This window comes from Ekhidna sp., assembly GCF_965228795.1.
Taxonomy (GTDB): domain Bacteria; phylum Bacteroidota; class Bacteroidia; order Cytophagales; family Cyclobacteriaceae; genus Ekhidna.
Genome location: NZ_OZ245839.1, coordinates 3,968,840 through 3,987,240 on the forward strand (window position 1 = coordinate 3,968,840; position 18,401 = coordinate 3,987,240).

17 protein-coding genes are annotated in these 18,401 nt (G+C 40.4%); 8 read left to right on the forward strand and 9 right to left on the reverse strand.

All coding sequences use genetic code 11. The features are described from left to right. The first annotated feature begins 54 nt into the window (after nucleotides 1-54). From ACQK2H_RS17875 to ACQK2H_RS17890, 4 genes are all read left to right on the forward strand, one after another. A complete protein-coding gene (locus tag ACQK2H_RS17875) occupies nucleotides 55-1,083 on the forward strand; it encodes an extracellular solute-binding protein (protein ID WP_425392744.1) in 1,029 nt (342 codons plus the stop codon). Beyond that, nucleotides 1,064-2,638 carry an ABC transporter permease gene (locus ACQK2H_RS17880; protein WP_425392745.1) on the forward strand — a complete coding sequence of 525 codons (1,575 nt, stop codon included), beginning with the start codon at nucleotides 1,064-1,066 and terminating at the stop codon, nucleotides 2,636-2,638. Before ACQK2H_RS17875 ends, ACQK2H_RS17880 begins: the two co-directional genes overlap by 20 nt. Next, nucleotides 2,635-3,645: an ABC transporter ATP-binding protein gene (locus ACQK2H_RS17885; protein ID WP_425392746.1), complete on the forward strand. Its 1,011-nt coding sequence runs from the start codon at nucleotides 2,635-2,637 to the stop codon at nucleotides 3,643-3,645. Before ACQK2H_RS17880 ends, ACQK2H_RS17885 begins: the two co-directional genes overlap by 4 nt. Before the next feature lie 359 nt (nucleotides 3,646-4,004). Then, nucleotides 4,005-4,193 carry a PspC domain-containing protein gene (locus ACQK2H_RS17890; protein WP_425392747.1) on the forward strand — a complete coding sequence of 63 codons (189 nt, stop codon included), beginning with the start codon at nucleotides 4,005-4,007 and terminating at the stop codon, nucleotides 4,191-4,193. 7 nt (nucleotides 4,194-4,200) lie between these two features. Here the strand turns inward: ACQK2H_RS17890 and ACQK2H_RS17895 are convergent, their stop codons facing one another. The 6 genes from ACQK2H_RS17895 to carB all read right to left on the reverse strand — a co-directional run bounded on the left by ACQK2H_RS17895 (nucleotide 4,201) and on the right by carB (nucleotide 11,351). Further along, on the reverse strand, nucleotides 4,201-5,340 hold the full coding sequence (locus tag ACQK2H_RS17895) for a formimidoylglutamase (protein ID WP_425392748.1): 1,140 nt from the start codon (nucleotides 5,338-5,340) through the stop codon (nucleotides 4,201-4,203). 111 nt (nucleotides 5,341-5,451) lie between these two features. Continuing rightward, the gene (locus ACQK2H_RS17900; RefSeq protein ID WP_425392749.1) at nucleotides 5,452-5,784 is read right to left on the reverse strand and encodes a hypothetical protein; all 333 of its coding nucleotides are present in this window, start codon (nucleotides 5,782-5,784) and stop codon (nucleotides 5,452-5,454) included. 168 nt (nucleotides 5,785-5,952) lie between these two features. Further along, on the reverse strand, nucleotides 5,953-7,251 hold the full coding sequence (nqrF, locus tag ACQK2H_RS17905; protein WP_425392750.1) for an NADH:ubiquinone reductase (Na(+)-transporting) subunit F: 1,299 nt from the start codon (nucleotides 7,249-7,251) through the stop codon (nucleotides 5,953-5,955). A 126-nt stretch (nucleotides 7,252-7,377) separates the two neighbouring features. Beyond that, nucleotides 7,378-8,217, reverse strand: a complete 840-nt coding sequence (accD, locus tag ACQK2H_RS17910; protein ID WP_425392751.1) for an acetyl-CoA carboxylase, carboxyltransferase subunit beta — start codon at nucleotides 8,215-8,217, stop codon at nucleotides 7,378-7,380. Nucleotides 8,218-8,271: 54 nt separating this feature from the next. Continuing rightward, on the reverse strand, nucleotides 8,272-8,523 hold the full coding sequence (locus tag ACQK2H_RS17915; protein WP_425392752.1) for a DUF4834 family protein: 252 nt from the start codon (nucleotides 8,521-8,523) through the stop codon (nucleotides 8,272-8,274). A gap of 11 nt (nucleotides 8,524-8,534) precedes the next feature. After that, complete coding sequence (carB, locus tag ACQK2H_RS17920) at nucleotides 8,535-11,351, reverse strand: carbamoyl-phosphate synthase large subunit (RefSeq protein ID WP_425392753.1); 2,817 nt, start codon at nucleotides 11,349-11,351, stop codon at nucleotides 8,535-8,537. A 316-nt stretch (nucleotides 11,352-11,667) separates the two neighbouring features. Between carB and pcaF the strand changes: the two genes are divergently transcribed. After that, nucleotides 11,668-12,873 (forward strand): 3-oxoadipyl-CoA thiolase, encoded by a 1,206-nt coding sequence (gene pcaF / locus ACQK2H_RS17925; protein ID WP_425392754.1) that lies wholly within the window; start codon nucleotides 11,668-11,670, stop codon nucleotides 12,871-12,873. Between the two features lies 1 nt (nucleotide 12,874). Here pcaF and ACQK2H_RS17930 read toward each other — a convergent pair whose 3' ends face one another. Both ACQK2H_RS17930 and ACQK2H_RS17935 read right to left on the reverse strand, forming a co-directional pair. Further along, on the reverse strand, nucleotides 12,875-13,378 hold the full coding sequence (locus ACQK2H_RS17930) for a hypothetical protein (RefSeq protein ID WP_425392755.1): 504 nt from the start codon (nucleotides 13,376-13,378) through the stop codon (nucleotides 12,875-12,877). A gap of 101 nt (nucleotides 13,379-13,479) precedes the next feature. Continuing rightward, the gene (locus ACQK2H_RS17935; protein ID WP_425392756.1) at nucleotides 13,480-14,007 is read right to left on the reverse strand and encodes a hypothetical protein; all 528 of its coding nucleotides are present in this window, start codon (nucleotides 14,005-14,007) and stop codon (nucleotides 13,480-13,482) included. 115 nt (nucleotides 14,008-14,122) lie between these two features. On the opposite strand from ACQK2H_RS17935, the gene ACQK2H_RS17940 reads away from it, so the two are divergent. The 3 genes from ACQK2H_RS17940 to paaZ are packed head-to-tail and all read left to right on the forward strand — an operon-like array spanning nucleotide 14,123 to nucleotide 17,469. Further along, nucleotides 14,123-14,716, forward strand: a complete 594-nt coding sequence (locus tag ACQK2H_RS17940) for a transferase hexapeptide repeat family protein (protein WP_425392757.1) — start codon at nucleotides 14,123-14,125, stop codon at nucleotides 14,714-14,716. 30 nt (nucleotides 14,717-14,746) lie between these two features. Beyond that, entirely contained in the window at nucleotides 14,747-15,364 is a 618-nt protein-coding gene (locus tag ACQK2H_RS17945) for a deoxynucleoside kinase (protein WP_425393147.1), read from the forward strand. Nucleotides 15,365-15,417: 53 nt separating this feature from the next. Next, complete coding sequence (gene paaZ, locus ACQK2H_RS17950) at nucleotides 15,418-17,469, forward strand: phenylacetic acid degradation bifunctional protein PaaZ (RefSeq protein ID WP_425392758.1); 2,052 nt, start codon at nucleotides 15,418-15,420, stop codon at nucleotides 17,467-17,469. An 11-nt stretch (nucleotides 17,470-17,480) separates the two neighbouring features. On the opposite strand, the gene ACQK2H_RS17955 is transcribed toward paaZ, so the two are convergent. Beyond that, complete coding sequence (locus tag ACQK2H_RS17955) at nucleotides 17,481-18,392, reverse strand: universal stress protein (protein ID WP_425392759.1); 912 nt, start codon at nucleotides 18,390-18,392, stop codon at nucleotides 17,481-17,483. Nucleotides 18,393-18,401: the final 9 nt, after the last annotated feature.

Sequence of the window (18,401 nt, forward strand, 5' to 3'; positions counted from 1 at the left end):
ATTTTTCTTTATTTAGATTGATTCTAAATAATTACATTTGCACAAAAAAACACTATGAGATATATAATTCTAATATTTATCACCTCCCTGATTGCCTGTACAGGCCCTAAGGAAAACAAACAGGAAAATACATCTTCAGAGCAAGTCTTAAATGTGTACTCACACAGGCATTATGATGCTGACAAGGCAGCCTTTGAGCGTTTTACCGAAGAAACAGGAATCAAAATTAACCTGGTAAAAGCGGGTGCTGATGAGCTTATCAGCAGATTAGAAATGGAAGGAGAAAACTCTCCTGCGGATGTTCTTATCACTGTGGATGCAGCTAAATTAAACAGAGCTAAATCTATGGGATTACTTCAGCCAGTAGATGCAAACACCAATCATAAAGAGGGCTTCATTGATCCGGATAAAAACTGGTATGCCCTTACATACAGAGCGCGTGTAATTGCCTATGACAAAGACGATGTTGATGTTTCCGAATTATCTACTTATGAGGATTTGGCGAATGAAAAATGGAAGAATAAAATTCTTATAAGATCTTCTAGCAGCTCTTATAACCAGTCACTTCTTTCATCTATCATACATGAAAATGGTGTAGAAGCAGCAAAAGAATGGGCAAATGGAATTGTTGCTAATATGGCTCGTGATCCTAAAGGTGGAGACAGAGATCAAATAAAAGCAATTGCATCCGGTATCGGTGATATTGCTGTTGTAAATACTTATTACGTAGGGCTGCTATTAAACTCTGATAACCCGGAAGAAGTGAAAGCCGGACAAAGCGTTGGCATCTATTTCCCAAATCAAGAAGGGCGCGGAGGTCACATTAATATTAGTGGAATCGGTGTTACCAAATATGCTCCAAACAAAGAGAATACGATCAAATTCATTGAGTACATGACAAGTGATGATATTCAAAAATTTTACGCGTCAAACTCCTTTGAATACCCTGTAAATAAGAATGTAGCACCTGACTCCACCGTTGCTGCATGGGGAGACTTCAAAATTGATGATTTGGATTACGCTAAAAACCCTGAACTACTGGATGAGGCGATAAAAGTATTTGATGAAGCTGGCTGGAATTAAACGTCCAAGACATCTTTTTTGGCGACTCGCCACAAACCTGGTATTAGCAGCGATATTGCTACCACTGGTTCTTGTGGCGAGTCGTTCATTTATGCTCGACACCTCCAACCTGCTTCACATCACCAAAAACCTACTGCCACTCTATCTCTGGAACACATCTATTTTAGTTATTGGCACATCCATACTGACATTGACAATTGGTGTTGCCACCGCCTGGTTTGTAACCGTTTTTGACTTTCCTTTTAGGAGACATTTTGAATGGATCCTCATCTTACCGCTTGCTATTCCGACATTTATTAATGCCATAGCATATGTAGGACTTACTGACTATGCCGGTCCATTACGTATTTTCTTTCGCTGGATAGGATCAGATATCTACATCGATGTAATGAATCATAGTGGAGCTATTATTATCATGAGTTTAGTGCTCTATCCGTATGTTTACGTTACATCCAGAAGTGCATTTTTACTTCAATCAGCATCTCTTATTGAAGTTTCAAGATCATTGGGACAGACGCTTGAAAAAACATTTTTTCGGGTAGTTCTTCCGCTTTCCTGGCCGGCCATTTTTGCCGGACTTATTTTAGTGATCATGGAAGTACTAAACGATTATGGAGTTGTCTCCTATTTTGGCATTCCCACATTTACCGTTGGTATTTTTAGGTCTTGGCTCGCACTTGGTGATCTATCTACTGCAATTTTTCTTTCAGTTGTTGTTCTCATTTTTGTGGTGATCTTACTTATTATCGAATTCCGTGCGAACAGTAAGAAAAAACTAACACATGATAAATCGGAACGACAATTTTCCAAAATCAGGCCTAAAAGAAAATGGCTTATTTTCAGTCTTTGCCTGGTGCCGGTTTTAGCCGGATTCATTATTCCTGTCAGTCAATTGACGTGGTGGTTTATACTGGCTTACTCCAATGATATTTGGGCGCAACTAATTGAACTAGCAGGAAATACGGCACTTCTCGGAGCACTCTCCAGCGGAATTGTTGTGATTCTTTCTATTTTGCTCACATACACCTTTAGACTCATTAATAAAAAGGGATGGAGGAAAACGACTTCCAAACTCCCAATGCTCGGTTACGCCATGCCGGGTGCGGTCATCGCTATTGGAATAGTTGCCTTTATTCTATACATAAACCCTAATTTGATTTATTCAGGGATTATGGCACTTATATTCGGTTATACCGTACGCTTCTTTGCAGTGGGATACGGGTCAATAGAATCAGGTTTTGATAAAATCCCCAAACAAATTGACGATGCTGCTGTCTCTTTAGGAAGTAATACTTTTAGAAATCTAATCAAAGTGCATATCCCAATACTAAAACCTGTACTCATCGGTTCTTTAATAATGGTGTTTGTAGATGTTGCCAAAGAGCTACCTATAACTTTGCTCTTACGTCCGTTCAATTATGAAACACTGGCTACCAATGCATTTCAGTATGCAAAAGATGAAATGGCTCCACGTTCTGCTTCCGCCAGTCTTCTCATTATTTTTGCCAGCGCAATCCCTGTGTATTATCTAAATAGAATTCTTCACAGAAAATGAACCTGAGAGTAGAACAAATAAATAAAGCGTTCGGAAAAAACGATGTGCTTAAAGATGTCTCTTTCGGGATACAAAAAGGAGAAATACTATCTCTGACAGGCGAAAGTGGATGTGGCAAAAGCACTTTGCTGCGAATCATTTCAGGTTTAGAATTTCCTGATTCCGGAAATATTCTTCTTGAAGGTGAAGACATTACTCACTGGAAACCTGAAAAACGACAATTTGGATTCGTCTTTCAAAACCTTTCGCTTTTTCCTCACCTGGATGTAAAAGAGAATATTTTCTACGCACTTAAGAAAAAAGACCAAACGAGTAGCAAACTGAATGAATTACTGGAGATGACCGGACTCCAAGGTCTCCACAAAAGATTTCCTCATCAACTTTCCGGTGGTCAACAACAGCGTGTAGCACTTGCTCGTGCTCTTGCAATTAACCCCAGGCTATTGATTTTGGATGAGCCTTTTAGCAGCTTGGATGAGCTACTGAAAACAAAAATCAGAGAGGAGATATTTGACCTGCTAAGAAAACTTGAAATTACGACTATTTTGGTCAGTCATCAGGCGTCAGATGCTTTTCTCATTGCCGACAGGCTTGTAGTAATGCGAAATGGTGAGATCCAACAAGAAGGAACACCGTCTGATGTATATATGAACCCTGTATCTCCATACGTTTCAGAATTTTTCGGAGCAAGTGTCATCATCAAAGGCAGGAATACGGAAAAAGACACGGTAAGGACTTCTTTCGGAGAATTAAACTTCAAGAGTGATCGATCGGATGATATTCAATTATTTATGCGGCCGGAAAATATCCTCATCTCTAACGAAAATGATTATAACCTTTCAGGAACAGTGATTCGTAAAGAGTTTAAAGGTCCTCATGATGTGCTTAGAATTGGCAATGAATCTACCGATGAATTTATAAGTCTGGAGACCGAAAGATGCCCTGTCGGAGAAGGCCAAACGATCTACTTAAAAGTACCCGAAGATCAAATACAGGTATTTAAATAGTGTTCAGTCTGCCTGAAAAAACTGTGCAAAAATGCACAGTTGGAATTTTATCATTTGAGTTAACTACCTGCTATACAGGCAATTAAAAACTCTGGCATACCATTTGTGTTTTAAAGAGCAAATGGCAACCAACCGAACAAATATTAGACTAAATCGTACCTTAATTATTCTATTGGGTATACTGTTAGCGTGTCTTATTACGCTTAATGCAAAGTCTCTTTATACTGCAGACTTCAATGGTAAGCCAACCAAAATACAAACTGCAGATTCGCCATCTCCCAAAACCTTAATTGACCAAATTGGAAAGATCAGTTTTTCAGAAATTCGTAAAAAAGTTTCATCTTTAAACTAAAGAATTAATGGAAATGACAAAACGACTTTTCAGATCAAATGATCGATTACTTGGTGGAGTATGTGCCGGAATAGCTGAGTACCTTGGCTGGGATCCAACCCTAGTTCGAGTTGCCTATGCTTTGATTACAATATTCGGTATAGGAAGCCCCATACTCATTTACATTCTATTGTGGATCATCATGCCTCCCAGGTAAATAAGTTTCAGACTTTATTGTAGAAGCTCATCCATCGGTCTGGTAGTTCTCCTTTAAGTGCCAAATCATAGTCACTGTAATTACAAGCAATCATTCGATTTCTATTGAAAAGACCCTCTGCTTCAGGATTTGGAACCTCCATCCACCATCTTTCTGACAGCTTACTTTTATAGAACCTGACTGTCTCCGGTTCCCCACCCAGGTGTACTTCGTACATCATGTAATCATTGGATTTGAAGTTTTTATCACCTTTTCGATGATAGTAACCCTCAATGAAATACCACACCATTGTAGACATTACAAAAGCAGTTTTTCGATCTTCTGAATCCAAAGCTGCATCATAATTATATAGACCTACTGAGCTCATTTTCTCATTTTGACCCGCATACCAGCATAGCTGACATGCCTCCTCTCCTGTCAGTCCATATACTTTTGCATCAGATGCTGCAGGTGCATAAAACGCCTGAATAGCAGAGAGATCAAAGGTCATCATATCTGCATCTCGTACCAGTGGTTCCATCTCCTTGATGTTTTCTTTGACCACCCCAAGTCTCACTGACTCAAACGAAAGTTTTTCAAGAAGCTCTATTGATTTCTGATTAGTCAGATAGCTCTGATAAGCTAACTGATAATAGCTGAACAGATAATTTGGACTATGCTTAAATATCTTACTGATGTGACCTTCTGATGCTGATTTATCATCATCAAAATCCATCGAGTTGTCAATATTTAGGACTGTTATTAGCTTATCTGAGGGTTCATAAGCATAATATTGCCCCAGGTCTAAGTCATGAGAGCCGCCAAAAAGAACCGGAATTATACTTTTTTCCATCAAATAGGCACATACTTCTTTTAATCGCAAATACGTATCATCTAGTGCAGGGCCATTTCGGAAATTGCCCAGATCAACAATGGCATAGTCTCCAAATCCCTTTTTAAGCTTGTATAATTGTTTCCTCACTTCATCCGCTGACGATGTATCCGCACCTTCATCAGCACCTCGATATTCACTTAACCCAATTAATGCGATATCCATCCCCTCATGATCAGGCATCTTGTGTCTGTTGATATAGATGGAAGACTGAAAAGAAGAAGGATCGGTATCTACGTCTATTTCCGTGGGATTAAAAAAGAGCTTCAAGTCCATGAAGCTAAGATAGGTATAGTCAGAAAATGATGGTTGGTCTTGATGAAACAATCAACAAACAAAAAAGCCTCACAAAATTGCGAGGCTCCTGTGCTCTTTGGTTATTTCGTTTTATCGGATGGTAAATCCGAAAGTTTCCTCGTAATCTTTCCCTTGAAGTAGAACGGTATAAGTTCCTTCAGATAGTTCAATCAGAGATGAAATTTCGATTTTATCAGAGTTTGTAATTAGATCTACCTGATCATTGATTACAACTCTAACATCTTCCAGATTGGCTGTTTTAAGAATTGCTTTTGTCTCATCGGTAAATACAGGCTGACCACTTTCAAAGTCTATTGCAGACTGAGAGAACTCAATACTTGGTAACGTTTTAATGTTTTTGCTAGTATCAGTAGCACTTGTTCCAAACAAAGCTACTGCAAGAATTAGGGCGAATTTTAGCATGACTATAGGCGTTTTTAATTTTTACTTATACAAAATTCATAAATACTCGCTCTTTTTAAAGACTGAGAAATACGAGTATTTATCTAAGCAATTCACCTAGCCTTGACACGCCAAAAACAAAAAAGCCCCACTTAAAAAGTGAGGCTTACCTTAGTTTTTTCTTGTTAATTACCCTCCGAAATCATCGAATCTGATGTTTTCATCAGGGATTCCAAAATCTTCTCCCATTTTTTGAACTGCCTGGTTCATCAATGGAGGCCCACAGAAATAAAGTTCGATTTCCTCTGGCTGATCATGCTTACTTAAGTAGTGGTCGATAACCGCCTGGTGAACAAATCCGGTAAACCCATCACCTTCGTCATCCATGCTTTCTTTCGCTTTCCAGTTGTCTTCTTCCAAAGGTTCTGAAAGCACTATATGGAAAGTGAAATTTGGAAATTTCTTTTCAAGATCATAAAAATGGTCCAGATAGAATAATTCCCTTTTGGAACGACCGCCATACCAATAGCTAACTTTTCTTCCTGTTTTAAGCGTCTTAAATAAGTGATAAAGATGTGAACGCATTGGAGCCATTCCGGCACCTCCTCCAACATACAGCATCTCAGCTTCTGAGGGGTTGATGAAGAATTCACCATAAGGACCTGAAATTGTCACTTTATCACCTTTCTTCAATCCGAAGATGTATGATGACGCAATTCCCGGATTTACATTCATCCACGTATTTTTAGCTCGATCCCAAGGTGGAGTGGCAATCCTCACATTTAGCATGATCTCTCTTCCTTCGGCAGGATAAGAAGCCATGGAGTATGCACGTTCTATTGTCTCATCATTTTTCATTTTGAGATCCCATAGACCGAACTTGTCCCATTCTAACTGAAACTTATCAGGAGCACCCGGGTGCTCATCCGGGTGAGCTGTAATGTCAATATCTTTAAAGTCAACTTCACATTTTGGTACCTCAATCTGGATGTATCCTCCAGCTTCGTAATCCATTTCCTCCGGAAGCTCAACCACAAATTCTTTAATGAATGATGCAACGTTGTAGTTTCTAACCACGGTTGCTTCCCATTTCTTGATTCCAAAAATTTCTTCAGGAATCTCGATTTCCATGTCATTTTTCACTTTCACCTGACATGCCAATCTCACATTTTCTTTCTGCTCAGATCTGCTCAAGTGACCGACCTCCGTAGGAAGAACATCTCCTCCTCCATCAATGACTTTACACTTGCACATGGCACAAGTACCTCCCCCACCGCAAGCAGATGGCAGGAATACACTTTTTTGGGAAAGTGTTGATAGGAGTGTTGAGCCGGCTTGTGTCACCATCGGGTTCTCCGAGTCACCATTTACAGTGATCTTAACCGGACCTGATTGTACCAACTTGGATTGTGCCAATAGTAGTATCAATACCAATAAAAGAATTAATACTGTGAAGGCGATGATTGAAGTAACAACAATTGAAGACATATGTCTAAAACCTTTTATTTAAAAAATCAGGGCAAATATAGTTTATCTAGTTCTCCATATTCACCCAAAATATGAACCTTTTTTAATGTTCGATGAGGTAACACTTTGATTAGGTAAAATGTTGCCCTAATCCAGCATTTTCAATAAGGTAGAAAGTCGAGACTTAAGCTGCCTCCTATCTACAATGAAATCAAGGAAACCATGATCTAACACAAACTCAGCGCTTTGGAAACCTTTAGGTAAATCTTTCCCGATTGTTTCACGAATTACCCGAGGGCCGGCAAATCCAATCAAAGCACCTGGTTCAGCGATGTTAAAATCTCCTAGCATGGCATATGAAGCAGTAACGCCTCCTGTAGTCGGATCTGTCAATAAGGAGATGTAAGGAATTTTCGCCTCAGAAAGCAACGCCAGCTTGGCTGATGTTTTCGCCATCTGCATTAGGGAAAATCCAGCCTCCATCATTCGGGCACCTCCTGATTTTGAAATCATCAGAAATGGGATCTTTTTCTTTAAGGAATAATCAATCGCTCGTGCGATCTTCTCACCTACAACCGAACCCATAGAACCTCCAATGAATGAGAAGTCCATACAGGCAATCACGATATCAACACCGTTCAGTTTGCCTGTAGCACTACGCACTGCATCTTTAAGACCGGTTTTCTTTTGGGTCGCATTTATTCTGTCCGGGTATTTCTTTGTATCCTCAAACTTCAATGGATCGCCAGACGATAAATCAGGATCAAGTTCTGTGAACTTATTATTATCGAATAATATTTCGAAATACTCTTTTGAACCAATGCGAACATGATAGTCATCGTCCGGGCATACATAGGAGTTGTTCTTCAACTCACGCATATGGATGATTGATCCACTTGGTGTTTTATACCAAAGTCCATCAGGTACTTCCTTCTTGTCTTCAGTTTTTGTAAGTATTCCTTTGTCTTGTCGCTTAAACCACGCCATAGAATTCTTTCTCAGTGAATTAGCAAAGCTAAATGATAATTGATAAAACGGGTATTATTTGATCTCCTCATAATCAACATACTCCCCTCCTTTGTAATTACCGTCTTTTTTGGAATTGCTATTGGGGATGTTGTCAATATTCAGGTTGCTATTCGGTGCTTTTCTAGATCGACTACCGTAGCTTGTTTGATTTCTACCAAACTGCTGATTTCGGTTGAACCCACTGAATAATCCTGAAAAAACAAAGGAAGTGACCTTATAAAAAACATATCCAATGAGGATAAGTATGATAACAATCTTCAGCATGTCTATTTAACTTATCTACTTAGATACAAGTTTCGCTCAGCATAAATTTCCATAAAATAATCATCCATCAAATCATCAATGAAATAGATCGCTTCTCCAGTAGACTTCATTTCAGGGCCTAGCTCTTTATTCACATTCGGAAACTTATGGAATGAAAATACCGGCTCTTTTATTGCGTATCCTTTTTTATAAGGTTTGAAATCAAAGTCTGTGACCTTCTTTTCTCCCAGCATCACTTTCGTAGCGTAGTTTACATAAGGCTCTCGATATGCCTTACAAATGAATGGTACTGTGCGCGATGCTCTTGGATTAGCCTCAATGATGTACACCTTATCATCCTTGATGGCAAACTGAATATTGATCAGTCCTACCGTCTCAAGTGCCACAGCTATCTTTTTCGTGTAGTCTTCAATCTGACGAATCACGAAATCACCCAAATTATAAGGCGGTAACACTGCGTATGAATCTCCCGAGTGGATACCTGCAGGCTCGATGTGCTGCATGATGCCAATGATGTACACATTTTCTCCATCGCAAATAGCATCTGCTTCCGCCTCAATCGCTCCTTCTAAAAAGTGATCCAGTAGGATTTCTCCATCGGGTTTGTCTTTGATGATATCAACGACATGCTGTTCCAGCTCCGTCTCATTGATTACAATCTTCATACTTTGCCCTCCTAGCACATAACTAGGTCTAACTAAAAGAGGAAATCCTAATTCTTTCGAAAGCTCTACTGCCTCCTCTGCGCTTTCTATAGCACCATACAATGGATAAGGAATGTCGTTTTCTTTTAGAAGATCTGAGAATCTTCCTCGTGCCTCCGCTAAATCAAGTGCCTCAAAGCTTGTACCCAGTATTTTGATTCCGTATCGCTCCAATTTTTCAGCAAGCTTAAGAGCTGTTTGACCTCCCAGCTGAACGATTACTCCTTCAGGCTTTTCATGCAGTATGATATCATAAATGTGTTCCCAGAAGACCGGCTCGAAGTAGAGTTTATCCGCTACATCAAAATCTGTCGAAACAGTCTCAGGATTACAATTAATCATGATCGTCTCATAGCCGCATTCTTTGGCTGCAAGTACGCCATGCACACATGAATAATCAAACTCGATCCCCTGACCGATCCGATTCGGACCTGAACCAAGTACGATGATTTTTTTCTTATCAGTCACCTTCGATTCGTTTTCCTCCTCGAAAGTGGAATAGTAATACGGTGTTTGAGCCTCAAACTCCGCAGCGCATGTATCTACCAGCTTGTAAACGCGTTTGATCCCCTCATCATTTCTTTTCTTATATACCTCACTTTCAAGGCACCCCATCAGGTGAGCTATCTGCCGATCCGCATATCCCTTTTGTTTGGCTTCCATGAGAAGGCTCTTAGGAATATCATCAACCTTATACTTCTCAATTTCTTTCTCCAGCGTGATCAACTCCTCGATTTGATTTAGAAACCAAGGATCGATTTTGGAAAGTTTATGAATGGTCTTGAATGGAATTCCAAGTTTAAATGCATCGTAAATGTGAAAAAGTCTATTCCAGCTAGGATGCTCTAAGCTGTGAAGAATCGTTTCCTGATCTTTCACCTCTCTACCATCTGCTCCCAGTCCGTTTCTTTTTATTTCTAATGATTGACAAGCTTTTTGAAGCGCCTCCTGGAAATTTCGACCTATGCCCATAGCCTCTCCTACTGACTTCATTTGAAGGCCTAGCTTTCGATCTGACCCTTTGAACTTGTCGAAGTTCCATCGTGGAACTTTAACAATGGTATAGTCTATGGCTGGTTCGAAAAATGCAGAAGTAGTTTTCGTGATCTGATTACTTAGTTCATCGAGGTTGTAACCTATCGCCAGTTTTGCAGCAATCTTTGCAATCGGATATCCGGTTGCCTTTGATGCAAGTGCTGAAGACCTGGAAACCCTAGGATTGATCTCAATACCAATAATATCTTCAGTATCCGGATTGACTGAAAACTGCACGTTACACCCTCCAGCAAAATGACCAATGCCATTCATCATCTTCTTGGCCATGTCACGCATTTTCTGATAAACTGTATCAGAAAGTGTCATAGCAGGTGCAACCGTAATTGAATCGCCGGTGTGTACACCCATTGGGTCAAAATTCTCAATCGAACAGATAATAATGATATTGCCAAGATTATCACGAAGGAGCTCTAACTCATATTCCTTCCATCCTAAAATACTCTGCTCCACCAATACTTCGTGGATCGGAGAGGCCTGAAGACCAGCATTCAATGCATTATCAAATTCTTCCGCAGAATTGACGAATCCGCCTCCATAACCACCTAGTGTATACGATGGACGTATTACCAATGGAAATCCGATTTCTTGAGCAATCTCCTTACCCTTCAGGAATGAAGTGGCTGTTTCTCCTTCACACACTCCTATTCCTAATTCAATCATCTTATGGCGAAATTTCTCTCGATCTTCTGTAGTTTCGATCGCATCAATGTTCACCCCAATCATTTGGACATTGTATTTTTCCCAGATTCCGGCTTTATCACAATCTATCGCAAGATTCAGTGCTGTTTGTCCTCCCATGGTTGGAAGTACCGCATCGATTTGTGGGTGCTCCTCTAATATTTCACGGATGGATTGTTTTGTGAGAGGTTTTAGGTAAATGTTATCAGCAGTCACCGGATCAGTCATGATGGTTGCCGGATTGGAATTGATCAACGTTACCTCAATTCCCTCTTCACGAAGTGATTTGGAAGCTTGAGAGCCCGAGTAATCAAATTCGCAGGCCTGACCAATGATGATGGGACCGCTTCCGATTATTAAGATGGATTTAATGTTTGGATTCTTTGGCATAGGATGAGTGTGTTTCCTGTGAGTTAATCAGGTTACCCATATTTCACAAAATATCTGACCTGCAAGCAGACAGACGAAAGCTTCGCTTTGTCTGGGTAACCCTGACAAAAATTTCTGTAAGAATTTTTTCATCATTTTTCAATAGAATATTTCACCATACAAGAAATATTTCTATTGAAGAATTCGGGTTAAAACAAATTCCGGCAAAATTAAAGTATGAAGCATCGGCCACAAAGGAATTTCTCAATTAGTAATGTGGTTAATTGGTTGGTACAAAAGAAGACTGAATATTTGCGCAACAATAAACACCCAAAAAATGAAAGAAGCATACATCATTGACGGAATTAGAACACCCATTGGAAATTTTGGAGGGACGCTCTCAGCGGTACGAACTGATGATTTGGCTGCCTTAGTCATTAAGGAGTTGATGAGTAGAAATTCGAATCTTGATCCAAAAGCCATCGATGAAGTAATCATGGGTTGTGCCAATCAAGCGGGTGAAGACAATCGTAATGTTGCTCGAATGGCTCTTTTGCTAGCCGGTCTGCCCTTCTCTATTCCTGGTGAAACAGTGAACAGGCTTTGTGCTTCAGGTATGTCTGCAATCGTTCACGCTAATCGGGCTATAAAATCAGGAGATGGTGATCTTTTCATTTCAGGTGGAGTAGAAAATATGACGAGGGGTCCATGGGTGATTTCTAAGTCGGCGAAACCTTTCGGAACGGATGCTAAGATGTATGATTCGAGTTTTGGGTGGAGATTCATTAATCCTAAGATGGAGGAACTCTATGGCACTGATGGAATGGGACAAACTGCCGAAAACCTTGTGGAACTTCATAAGATCAGCAGAGAAGATCAGGATGCCTTCGCTTTCAGGTCTCAAATGAAAGCAACAGAAGCTCAGAAAAACGGAAGATTAAACGAAGAGATTGTAGCGGTAGAAATCCCTCAACGGAAAGCAGATCCTATCATTTTTGATAAAGACGAATTTGTAAAACCAACCACTTCAATAGAAATACTTGGAAAGCTGCGAGCTGCGTTCAAGAAGGATGGCTCGGTAACAGCGGGAAACTCTTCAGGCTTAAATGATGGTGCTGCAGCAGTATTGGTGGCATCTGAGGAGGGTGTTAGCAATCACAACTTAAAACCACTGGCAAGAATCGTTTCTTCAGGTGTTGTCGGTGTTGAGCCACGCATTATGGGGATTGGCCCGGTCGAGGCTTCAAAGATGGCGCTAAAGAAAGCGGGACTTACTTTGGATCAAATGGACATCATCGAACTAAACGAAGCGTTTGCCGCTCAGTCTTTGGCATGTACACGATCCTTAGGGCTAGCCGATGACGATGAACGTATCAATCCAAATGGGGGTGCCATAGCAATTGGCCACCCATTGGGAATGACCGGAGCAAGAATCACACATTCCGCAGCTTTGCAACTTCAAAAAACTGGCAAGAAATATGCGCTTTGCACCATGTGTATTGGCGTAGGTCAGGGGTATGCAGTTATTTTGGAAAAAGCATAGATTAAATCCTAATCTTAATATAAAGAAATAGAGACCCTCCATATGGCTCATAAAACGATGCTTCCATGCCTAACTTGACTACCCAAGCATACATACCATAATTTAATGAAGCTCCCATAGTACCAAAGGAAGATGGTTCTGTATCGTCAATATCGTAGACTTTGAAATACCCAATCCTTCCACCAATGAAGGGAGCAATCTTATTGCTTCTACCTTTTATTTGAATCGAGGGTGAGAAAGAATTGACCTTATGCGGCTCATTTGAATTACCTAGCTGAAAGTTTCTATGACTTAATTCGAATCCTATGGAAACATTATTGGCAAAGGTATATTGAGGCTCAATTGAGTATCCACCACCGAATCTACCGTCAGACGTTACGATTCCCGTACCTAATTCTAGGTGAAATGTGCGCTTAGGGTGTGGTTGAAATCCTCTAGAATAAGATTGACAAAATGATGTATTGACAAAACTTAAAATGAATAATAGAAATAGAAGACATTTCATTGAGATTGGGCTTTAACGTTAGAGCAGCCTAATCTCTAAAACCCTCAATTCTAAAGATAGAAAAGAGGGCCAACGCCCCTTTTCTTAGTGTTTAGTTGTTTTTAATCTCTACTTAGGATCCTAACACCCAAATTTATTTGCAAATAGTTCGCATCACTTACAATATTATAGGCTGCCCCTAAATTCATCCGTCCCAAATAAACTCCTGCTCGAGGCGCAAAGCCGAATTTGGTTTCACCTTCAGTTTCCACCGATCCTCCTCCGGCAACTGACACTTCGGCACCATCAAACCTATATAACCCAAGACCCAGGCCAGCATATGGAGTAACCTTGCTTGTTGAAAACCGATATGTACCTGTAGGAAGAACCACGAGAGCTGAGGTAGCTCCATAGGATTGACCCCCCAGGTCTGCACCAGCAAAACCATTGGTACCAAGGACTAATCCTAAATCAATGTTTTCATTGAAAGCATATTTTGGCTCAATGTAGAACCCTATTCCTAAATCATAGGCATCACCAAAATCGCCCTGTGGGACATTAAAATTAGGTCCTAACTCGAAGTGAAATTGAGCGGTAGCAGTGTAAGCGAAGAATACAACTGTACAAATACTTAAAATAACTTTTTTCATAATTGTTTATGGTTAGTGAATATTTGCGACCAAAGTAGTTCTTGTAGATGTACACTGAAATTACTTTTTTGCAGACAACATGATTTCTTTGTAGACAGCAGAAATACTTTACCAAATGATTTATTCTTTCAACAAACTCAAACCAGTCGTACACCCATCTGCATTTATTCATCCTTTGGCAGCCGTAACCGGTGACGTAATCATTGGAAAAGATGTTTATGTAGGACCAGGAGCAGCTATTCGCGGTGACTGGGGACGAATAGTGATTGAAGATGGATGTAATGTGCAGGAAAACTGCACCATTCACATGTTTCCGGGAATAACAATTACACTAAAAGAAAGTGCGCATATTGGACATGGAGCTATTGTTCATGGAGCTAATATTGGAAGAAATGTACTTGTGGGTATGAATGCAGTAATTATGGACAATTCGGAGATTGGTGATGAATCCATCGTTGGAGCGCTTGCCTTTATCAAGGCTGATTCTATCTTCGCACCCCGAAGTTTGATCGTTGGTAATCCTGCTAAAAAAATTAAAGATGTTAGCGATGAGATGATTGCCTGGAAAACGGAAGGAACCAAATTATACCAGCAGCTTCCAAAAGAGTGTTACGATACCTTGAAGGAATGTGAACCCCTGACGGAAATTGAGCCAAACAGACCAGTAGCCTCAGCTGCATATAAAACCTGGAACGAAACAAAGAATTAAGACGATTGCTATTACATGAAGGATAAAAACATGCACATTGCCGTTTCCGGCAATATTGGAGCAGGTAAAACAACTCTTACTGAAATGCTTGCAAAGCACTATGGATGGCAGGCCGAATTCGAGTCAGTAGAAGACAATCCTTACCTCCAGGATTTTTATGGAGACATGCACAAGTGGTCATTTCACCTCCAGGTTTACTTTCTGAACAGCCGCTTTGAGCAGATTAACAAATTAAGAGCAGGGGAGAAAACGATCATCCAGGATCGAACCATCTATGAAGATGCCTACATTTTCGCAGAAAGTCTTTACAAACAGGGATTCTTCAAAGAGCGTGACTATCGTAATTACCGAGCACTATTCGATTCCATGATCGAGTTTGTTAAGCCACCTGACCTACTTATTTATTTAAGATCAGATATTAGCAAGCTGGTGAAAAACATAGAAACACGAGGCAGAGACTATGAAAATCTAATTCGCATTGAATACCTGAAAGGCTTGAATGAACACTATGAAAACTGGATCAATAATTACGATGTAGGAAAACTCTTAATCATAGATGTGTCTGAAATCGATTTTGTGAAAAACACAGAAGATTTCTCAGACATTGTCTTCAAAATTGATACGGAACTACATGGCCTATTTAGTTAAGCAAGCTTTTTATATCTGCTTAACTTTACGTCTGAACCTAGAATGAATAACACATGTCAATACCCAAAATAAAACATTACATAGCTGGAAAATGGATGGAAGGTGCTGGAGACGGTGAGGTACTTCATCATGCCATCACCGGAGACCCTGTGGCAGCTCATACCATCGAAGGAATTGATTTTAAGGATGCCTACGATCACGCTAGAAATGTGGGAAATCCTGCGTTGAGAAAAATGACCTTTCAAGAGCGAGGACTTATGTTAAAGGCCCTTGCCTTTCACCTACTTGACAATAAAGAAAAGTTTTATCAGGTAAGTAAGGCTACTGGTGCCACACGAGTCGATAGCTGGATTGATATTGAAGGAGGAATTGGTAACGTTTTTTCCAATGCTTCTTTAAGAAGACAGTTCCCGGACCTTCCCTATCACGTAGATGGTGATACTGTTGGTCTTTCCAAGGAAGGGACATTTGTTGGTCATCACATCATGGTTCCTAAAGATGGGGTTGCTGTGCACATTAACGCGTTCAACTTTCCAATCTGGGGAATGTTGGAAAAAGCCGCTGTAAACTGGCTGGCAGGGATGCCATGCATCATCAAACCGGCAGAGCAAACTTGTTACCTCACTGAGGCAATGGTAAAAGATATCATTGATGCCAAAATACTTCCGGAAGGAGCTCTTCAACTTGTGGCCGGATATGGCAATGGTATCTTGGATCATGTGGACTCTCAGGATGTGGTCACATTTACAGGTTCCTTTGACACGGGTAAGAAACTCAAAACACTTCCTCAGATTGTGGAAAACTCCGTTCCATTTAACCTGGAAGCAGACTCGCTGAATTGTGCAGTGCTTGGTGAAGATGCAGTGCCGGGCACAGCGGAATTTGATTTATTCATCAAAGAGGTTCGAAAAGAAATCACTGTAAAATGCGGTCAGAAATGTACAGCGGTTCGAAGAATCATCGTTCCGGAAAAATTGGTTGAAGATGTACAGATTGCTTTAGGCAAAGCCTTTGAAAAAACCACAATCGGCGACCCTGATGTAGAGGGCGTACGTATGGGCGCACTTGCCGGTAAAGAGCAATTGGAAGAAGTAACAAAACGTGTTGCAGAATTGGCAAAAACCTCTGAATTAGTGTATGGTTCAATGGATAATGTAGGTGAAGCCATGGGTGCGGACTGGAAAAAAGGCGCGTTTATGTCGCCAATGCTTTTTGTCAATCAAAACCCATTGAATACCGAAGAAGTACACAACATTGAAGCGTTTGGTCCGGTGAGTACCATTCTTCCATACAAAACGATGGATGAAGCAATCGCTATTTCCAAGAAAGGGAAAGGATCACTTTGTTCATCCATTACCACTGCTGATGATAAACTGGCCAGAGAATATGTGGTAGGAGCTGCGACTCACCACGGACGAATCTTGGTCTTAAATCAAGATTGTGCAAAAGAATCAACCGGCCATGGTTCTCCTATGCCACAACTGGTACACGGTGGTCCAGGACGTGCCGGAGGTGGTGAAGAGATGGGTGGAAAGCGTGGTGTAATGCACTACCTGCAACGCACAGCGATTCAGGGTTCTCCAACAACGTTGACTGAAATCACGCAGCAATACCAGTATGGTGGAGCCTATAAGGATACTGAGACGCATCCATTTTCTAAGTATTTCGAAGATCTGGAAATTGGTGATACTGTCATTACAGCAAAACGAACCATTACTGAAGGTGATATTGTCACGTTTGCCAATGTAAGCTGGGACCACTTCTATGCCCACACCGATGTTACTTCTTTGGAGGGAACCACATTCGAAGGAAGGGTAGCGCATGGCTACTTCATACTATCGGCAGCAGCAGGTCTTTTCGTTCAAGCAAAAAAAGGTCCGGTATTATTGAATTATGGTCTCGAAGAATGTCGATTTACCAAGCCGGTATACCCGGGAATGACGATTGGTGTACGGTGCAGCGTGAAAGAAAAAGTAGACCAGGAGAAGAAAGATGATATCGCAAAAGGTATAGTGAAGTTTCTAGTAGATGTCTATGACGAAACAGGAGAAACAGTAGCAATTGCCACGATTTTAACAATGATTAAAAAACGAGATCAGAGTTAATCTTCACAATATCATAACGAAAGCAACGCTTGAAGGAGGGACATGTTCTCTCCTTCTTTTTTTACAATCAGCACAGGAATATCGGTATCTCTAAAAACCATTTTCTCAGCAAATGACCCAAGTAAAACAGCTGAGGCATTTGTTCTGCCCTGTGAACCGATGATAATTAAATCACTTCTGGATTCAAGTGCATGTTCAAAAACGATATCAATCTTAGAATTCGATCCTCTGACAGTGAAGTGGCATGGGTATTTAGTGTCTAGCTCATTTGACTTAAGAAATAGTTCGAAATCATTCTTCGCATGACCTTCCATAATTTCTGCAAATTCCTCATAGGTCTTTCCCATTTTATAATAGCCGAGAGGAACGTCATAAATATTAATTAAAGATAACTTGGCATTCGAATGCTTTTCAATATTCACTCCAGCATGAGTAGCAAGTGAAGAATGTTCCGAAAAGTCTACGGGAACCAGGATGTTCCTTAAAGAAGGATTCATATTCTGGGTCACAAATAAGATTGAAGTAGGACTTTTTCGTGCGATATGACTAGAAACAATTCCAGATCCTCCAAGAGAACGTTTCCTCCCCATCACAATTAAATCAAAGGAAGACTCAACCGCATCTTTTAGAATGATTCCGGCAGGTGACCCATGCTTCACTACAATTTCGGTCTTACTATCTTTAAAATCATACTGACTTACTTTATAAGTTAGCTTTTCCTTAATTTCATCCAGCACATTTGTCTCAGCATCTTCATAGCCATCAATCTCAATTCGAGTATCGATTTCTTTTATGGCATGAAGGAAAATAATTTCTTCTATGCCAAATGACTTGTAAAACTTTGATACGTACTCTAACACAAAACCATCCATGAGGGTGGCATCAAGTGCTACGAGTGCCTTTTTGAAACTAACTTCTGCCATGTTACTAAT

Excerpts from the sequence above, each read along its gene's own strand:
- carB (WP_425392753.1), bottom strand. The coding sequence starts at position 11,351 with ATGCCAAAGAATCCAAACATTAAATCCATCTTAATAATCGGAAGCGGT.
- ACQK2H_RS17885 (WP_425392746.1), top strand. The coding sequence starts at position 2,635 with ATGAACCTGAGAGTAGAACAAATAAATAAAGCGTTCGGAAAAAACGAT.
- ACQK2H_RS17955 (WP_425392759.1), bottom strand. The coding sequence starts at position 18,392 with ATGGCAGAAGTTAGTTTCAAAAAGGCACTCGTAGCACTTGATGCCACC.
- ACQK2H_RS17890 (WP_425392747.1), top strand. The coding sequence starts at position 4,005 with ATGGAAATGACAAAACGACTTTTCAGATCAAATGATCGATTACTTGGT.
- ACQK2H_RS17895 (WP_425392748.1), bottom strand. The coding sequence starts at position 5,340 with ATGGACTTGAAGCTCTTTTTTAATCCCACGGAAATAGACGTAGATACC.
- ACQK2H_RS17945 (WP_425393147.1), top strand. The coding sequence starts at position 14,747 with ATGCACATTGCCGTTTCCGGCAATATTGGAGCAGGTAAAACAACTCTT.
- paaZ (WP_425392758.1), top strand. The coding sequence starts at position 15,418 with ATGTCAATACCCAAAATAAAACATTACATAGCTGGAAAATGGATGGAA.
- ACQK2H_RS17880 (WP_425392745.1), top strand. The coding sequence starts at position 1,064 with ATGAAGCTGGCTGGAATTAAACGTCCAAGACATCTTTTTTGGCGACTC.
- ACQK2H_RS17935 (WP_425392756.1), bottom strand. The coding sequence starts at position 14,007 with ATGAAAAAAGTTATTTTAAGTATTTGTACAGTTGTATTCTTCGCTTAC.
- nqrF (WP_425392750.1), bottom strand. The coding sequence starts at position 7,251 with ATGTCTTCAATTGTTGTTACTTCAATCATCGCCTTCACAGTATTAATT.
- ACQK2H_RS17930 (WP_425392755.1), bottom strand. The coding sequence starts at position 13,378 with ATGAAATGTCTTCTATTTCTATTATTCATTTTAAGTTTTGTCAATACA.
- ACQK2H_RS17900 (WP_425392749.1), bottom strand. The coding sequence starts at position 5,784 with ATGCTAAAATTCGCCCTAATTCTTGCAGTAGCTTTGTTTGGAACAAGT.
- ACQK2H_RS17940 (WP_425392757.1), top strand. The coding sequence starts at position 14,123 with ATGATTTATTCTTTCAACAAACTCAAACCAGTCGTACACCCATCTGCA.
- pcaF (WP_425392754.1), top strand. The coding sequence starts at position 11,668 with ATGAAAGAAGCATACATCATTGACGGAATTAGAACACCCATTGGAAAT.
- ACQK2H_RS17915 (WP_425392752.1), bottom strand. The coding sequence starts at position 8,523 with ATGCTGAAGATTGTTATCATACTTATCCTCATTGGATATGTTTTTTAT.
- accD (WP_425392751.1), bottom strand. The coding sequence starts at position 8,217 with ATGGCGTGGTTTAAGCGACAAGACAAAGGAATACTTACAAAAACTGAA.
- ACQK2H_RS17875 (WP_425392744.1), top strand. The coding sequence starts at position 55 with ATGAGATATATAATTCTAATATTTATCACCTCCCTGATTGCCTGTACA.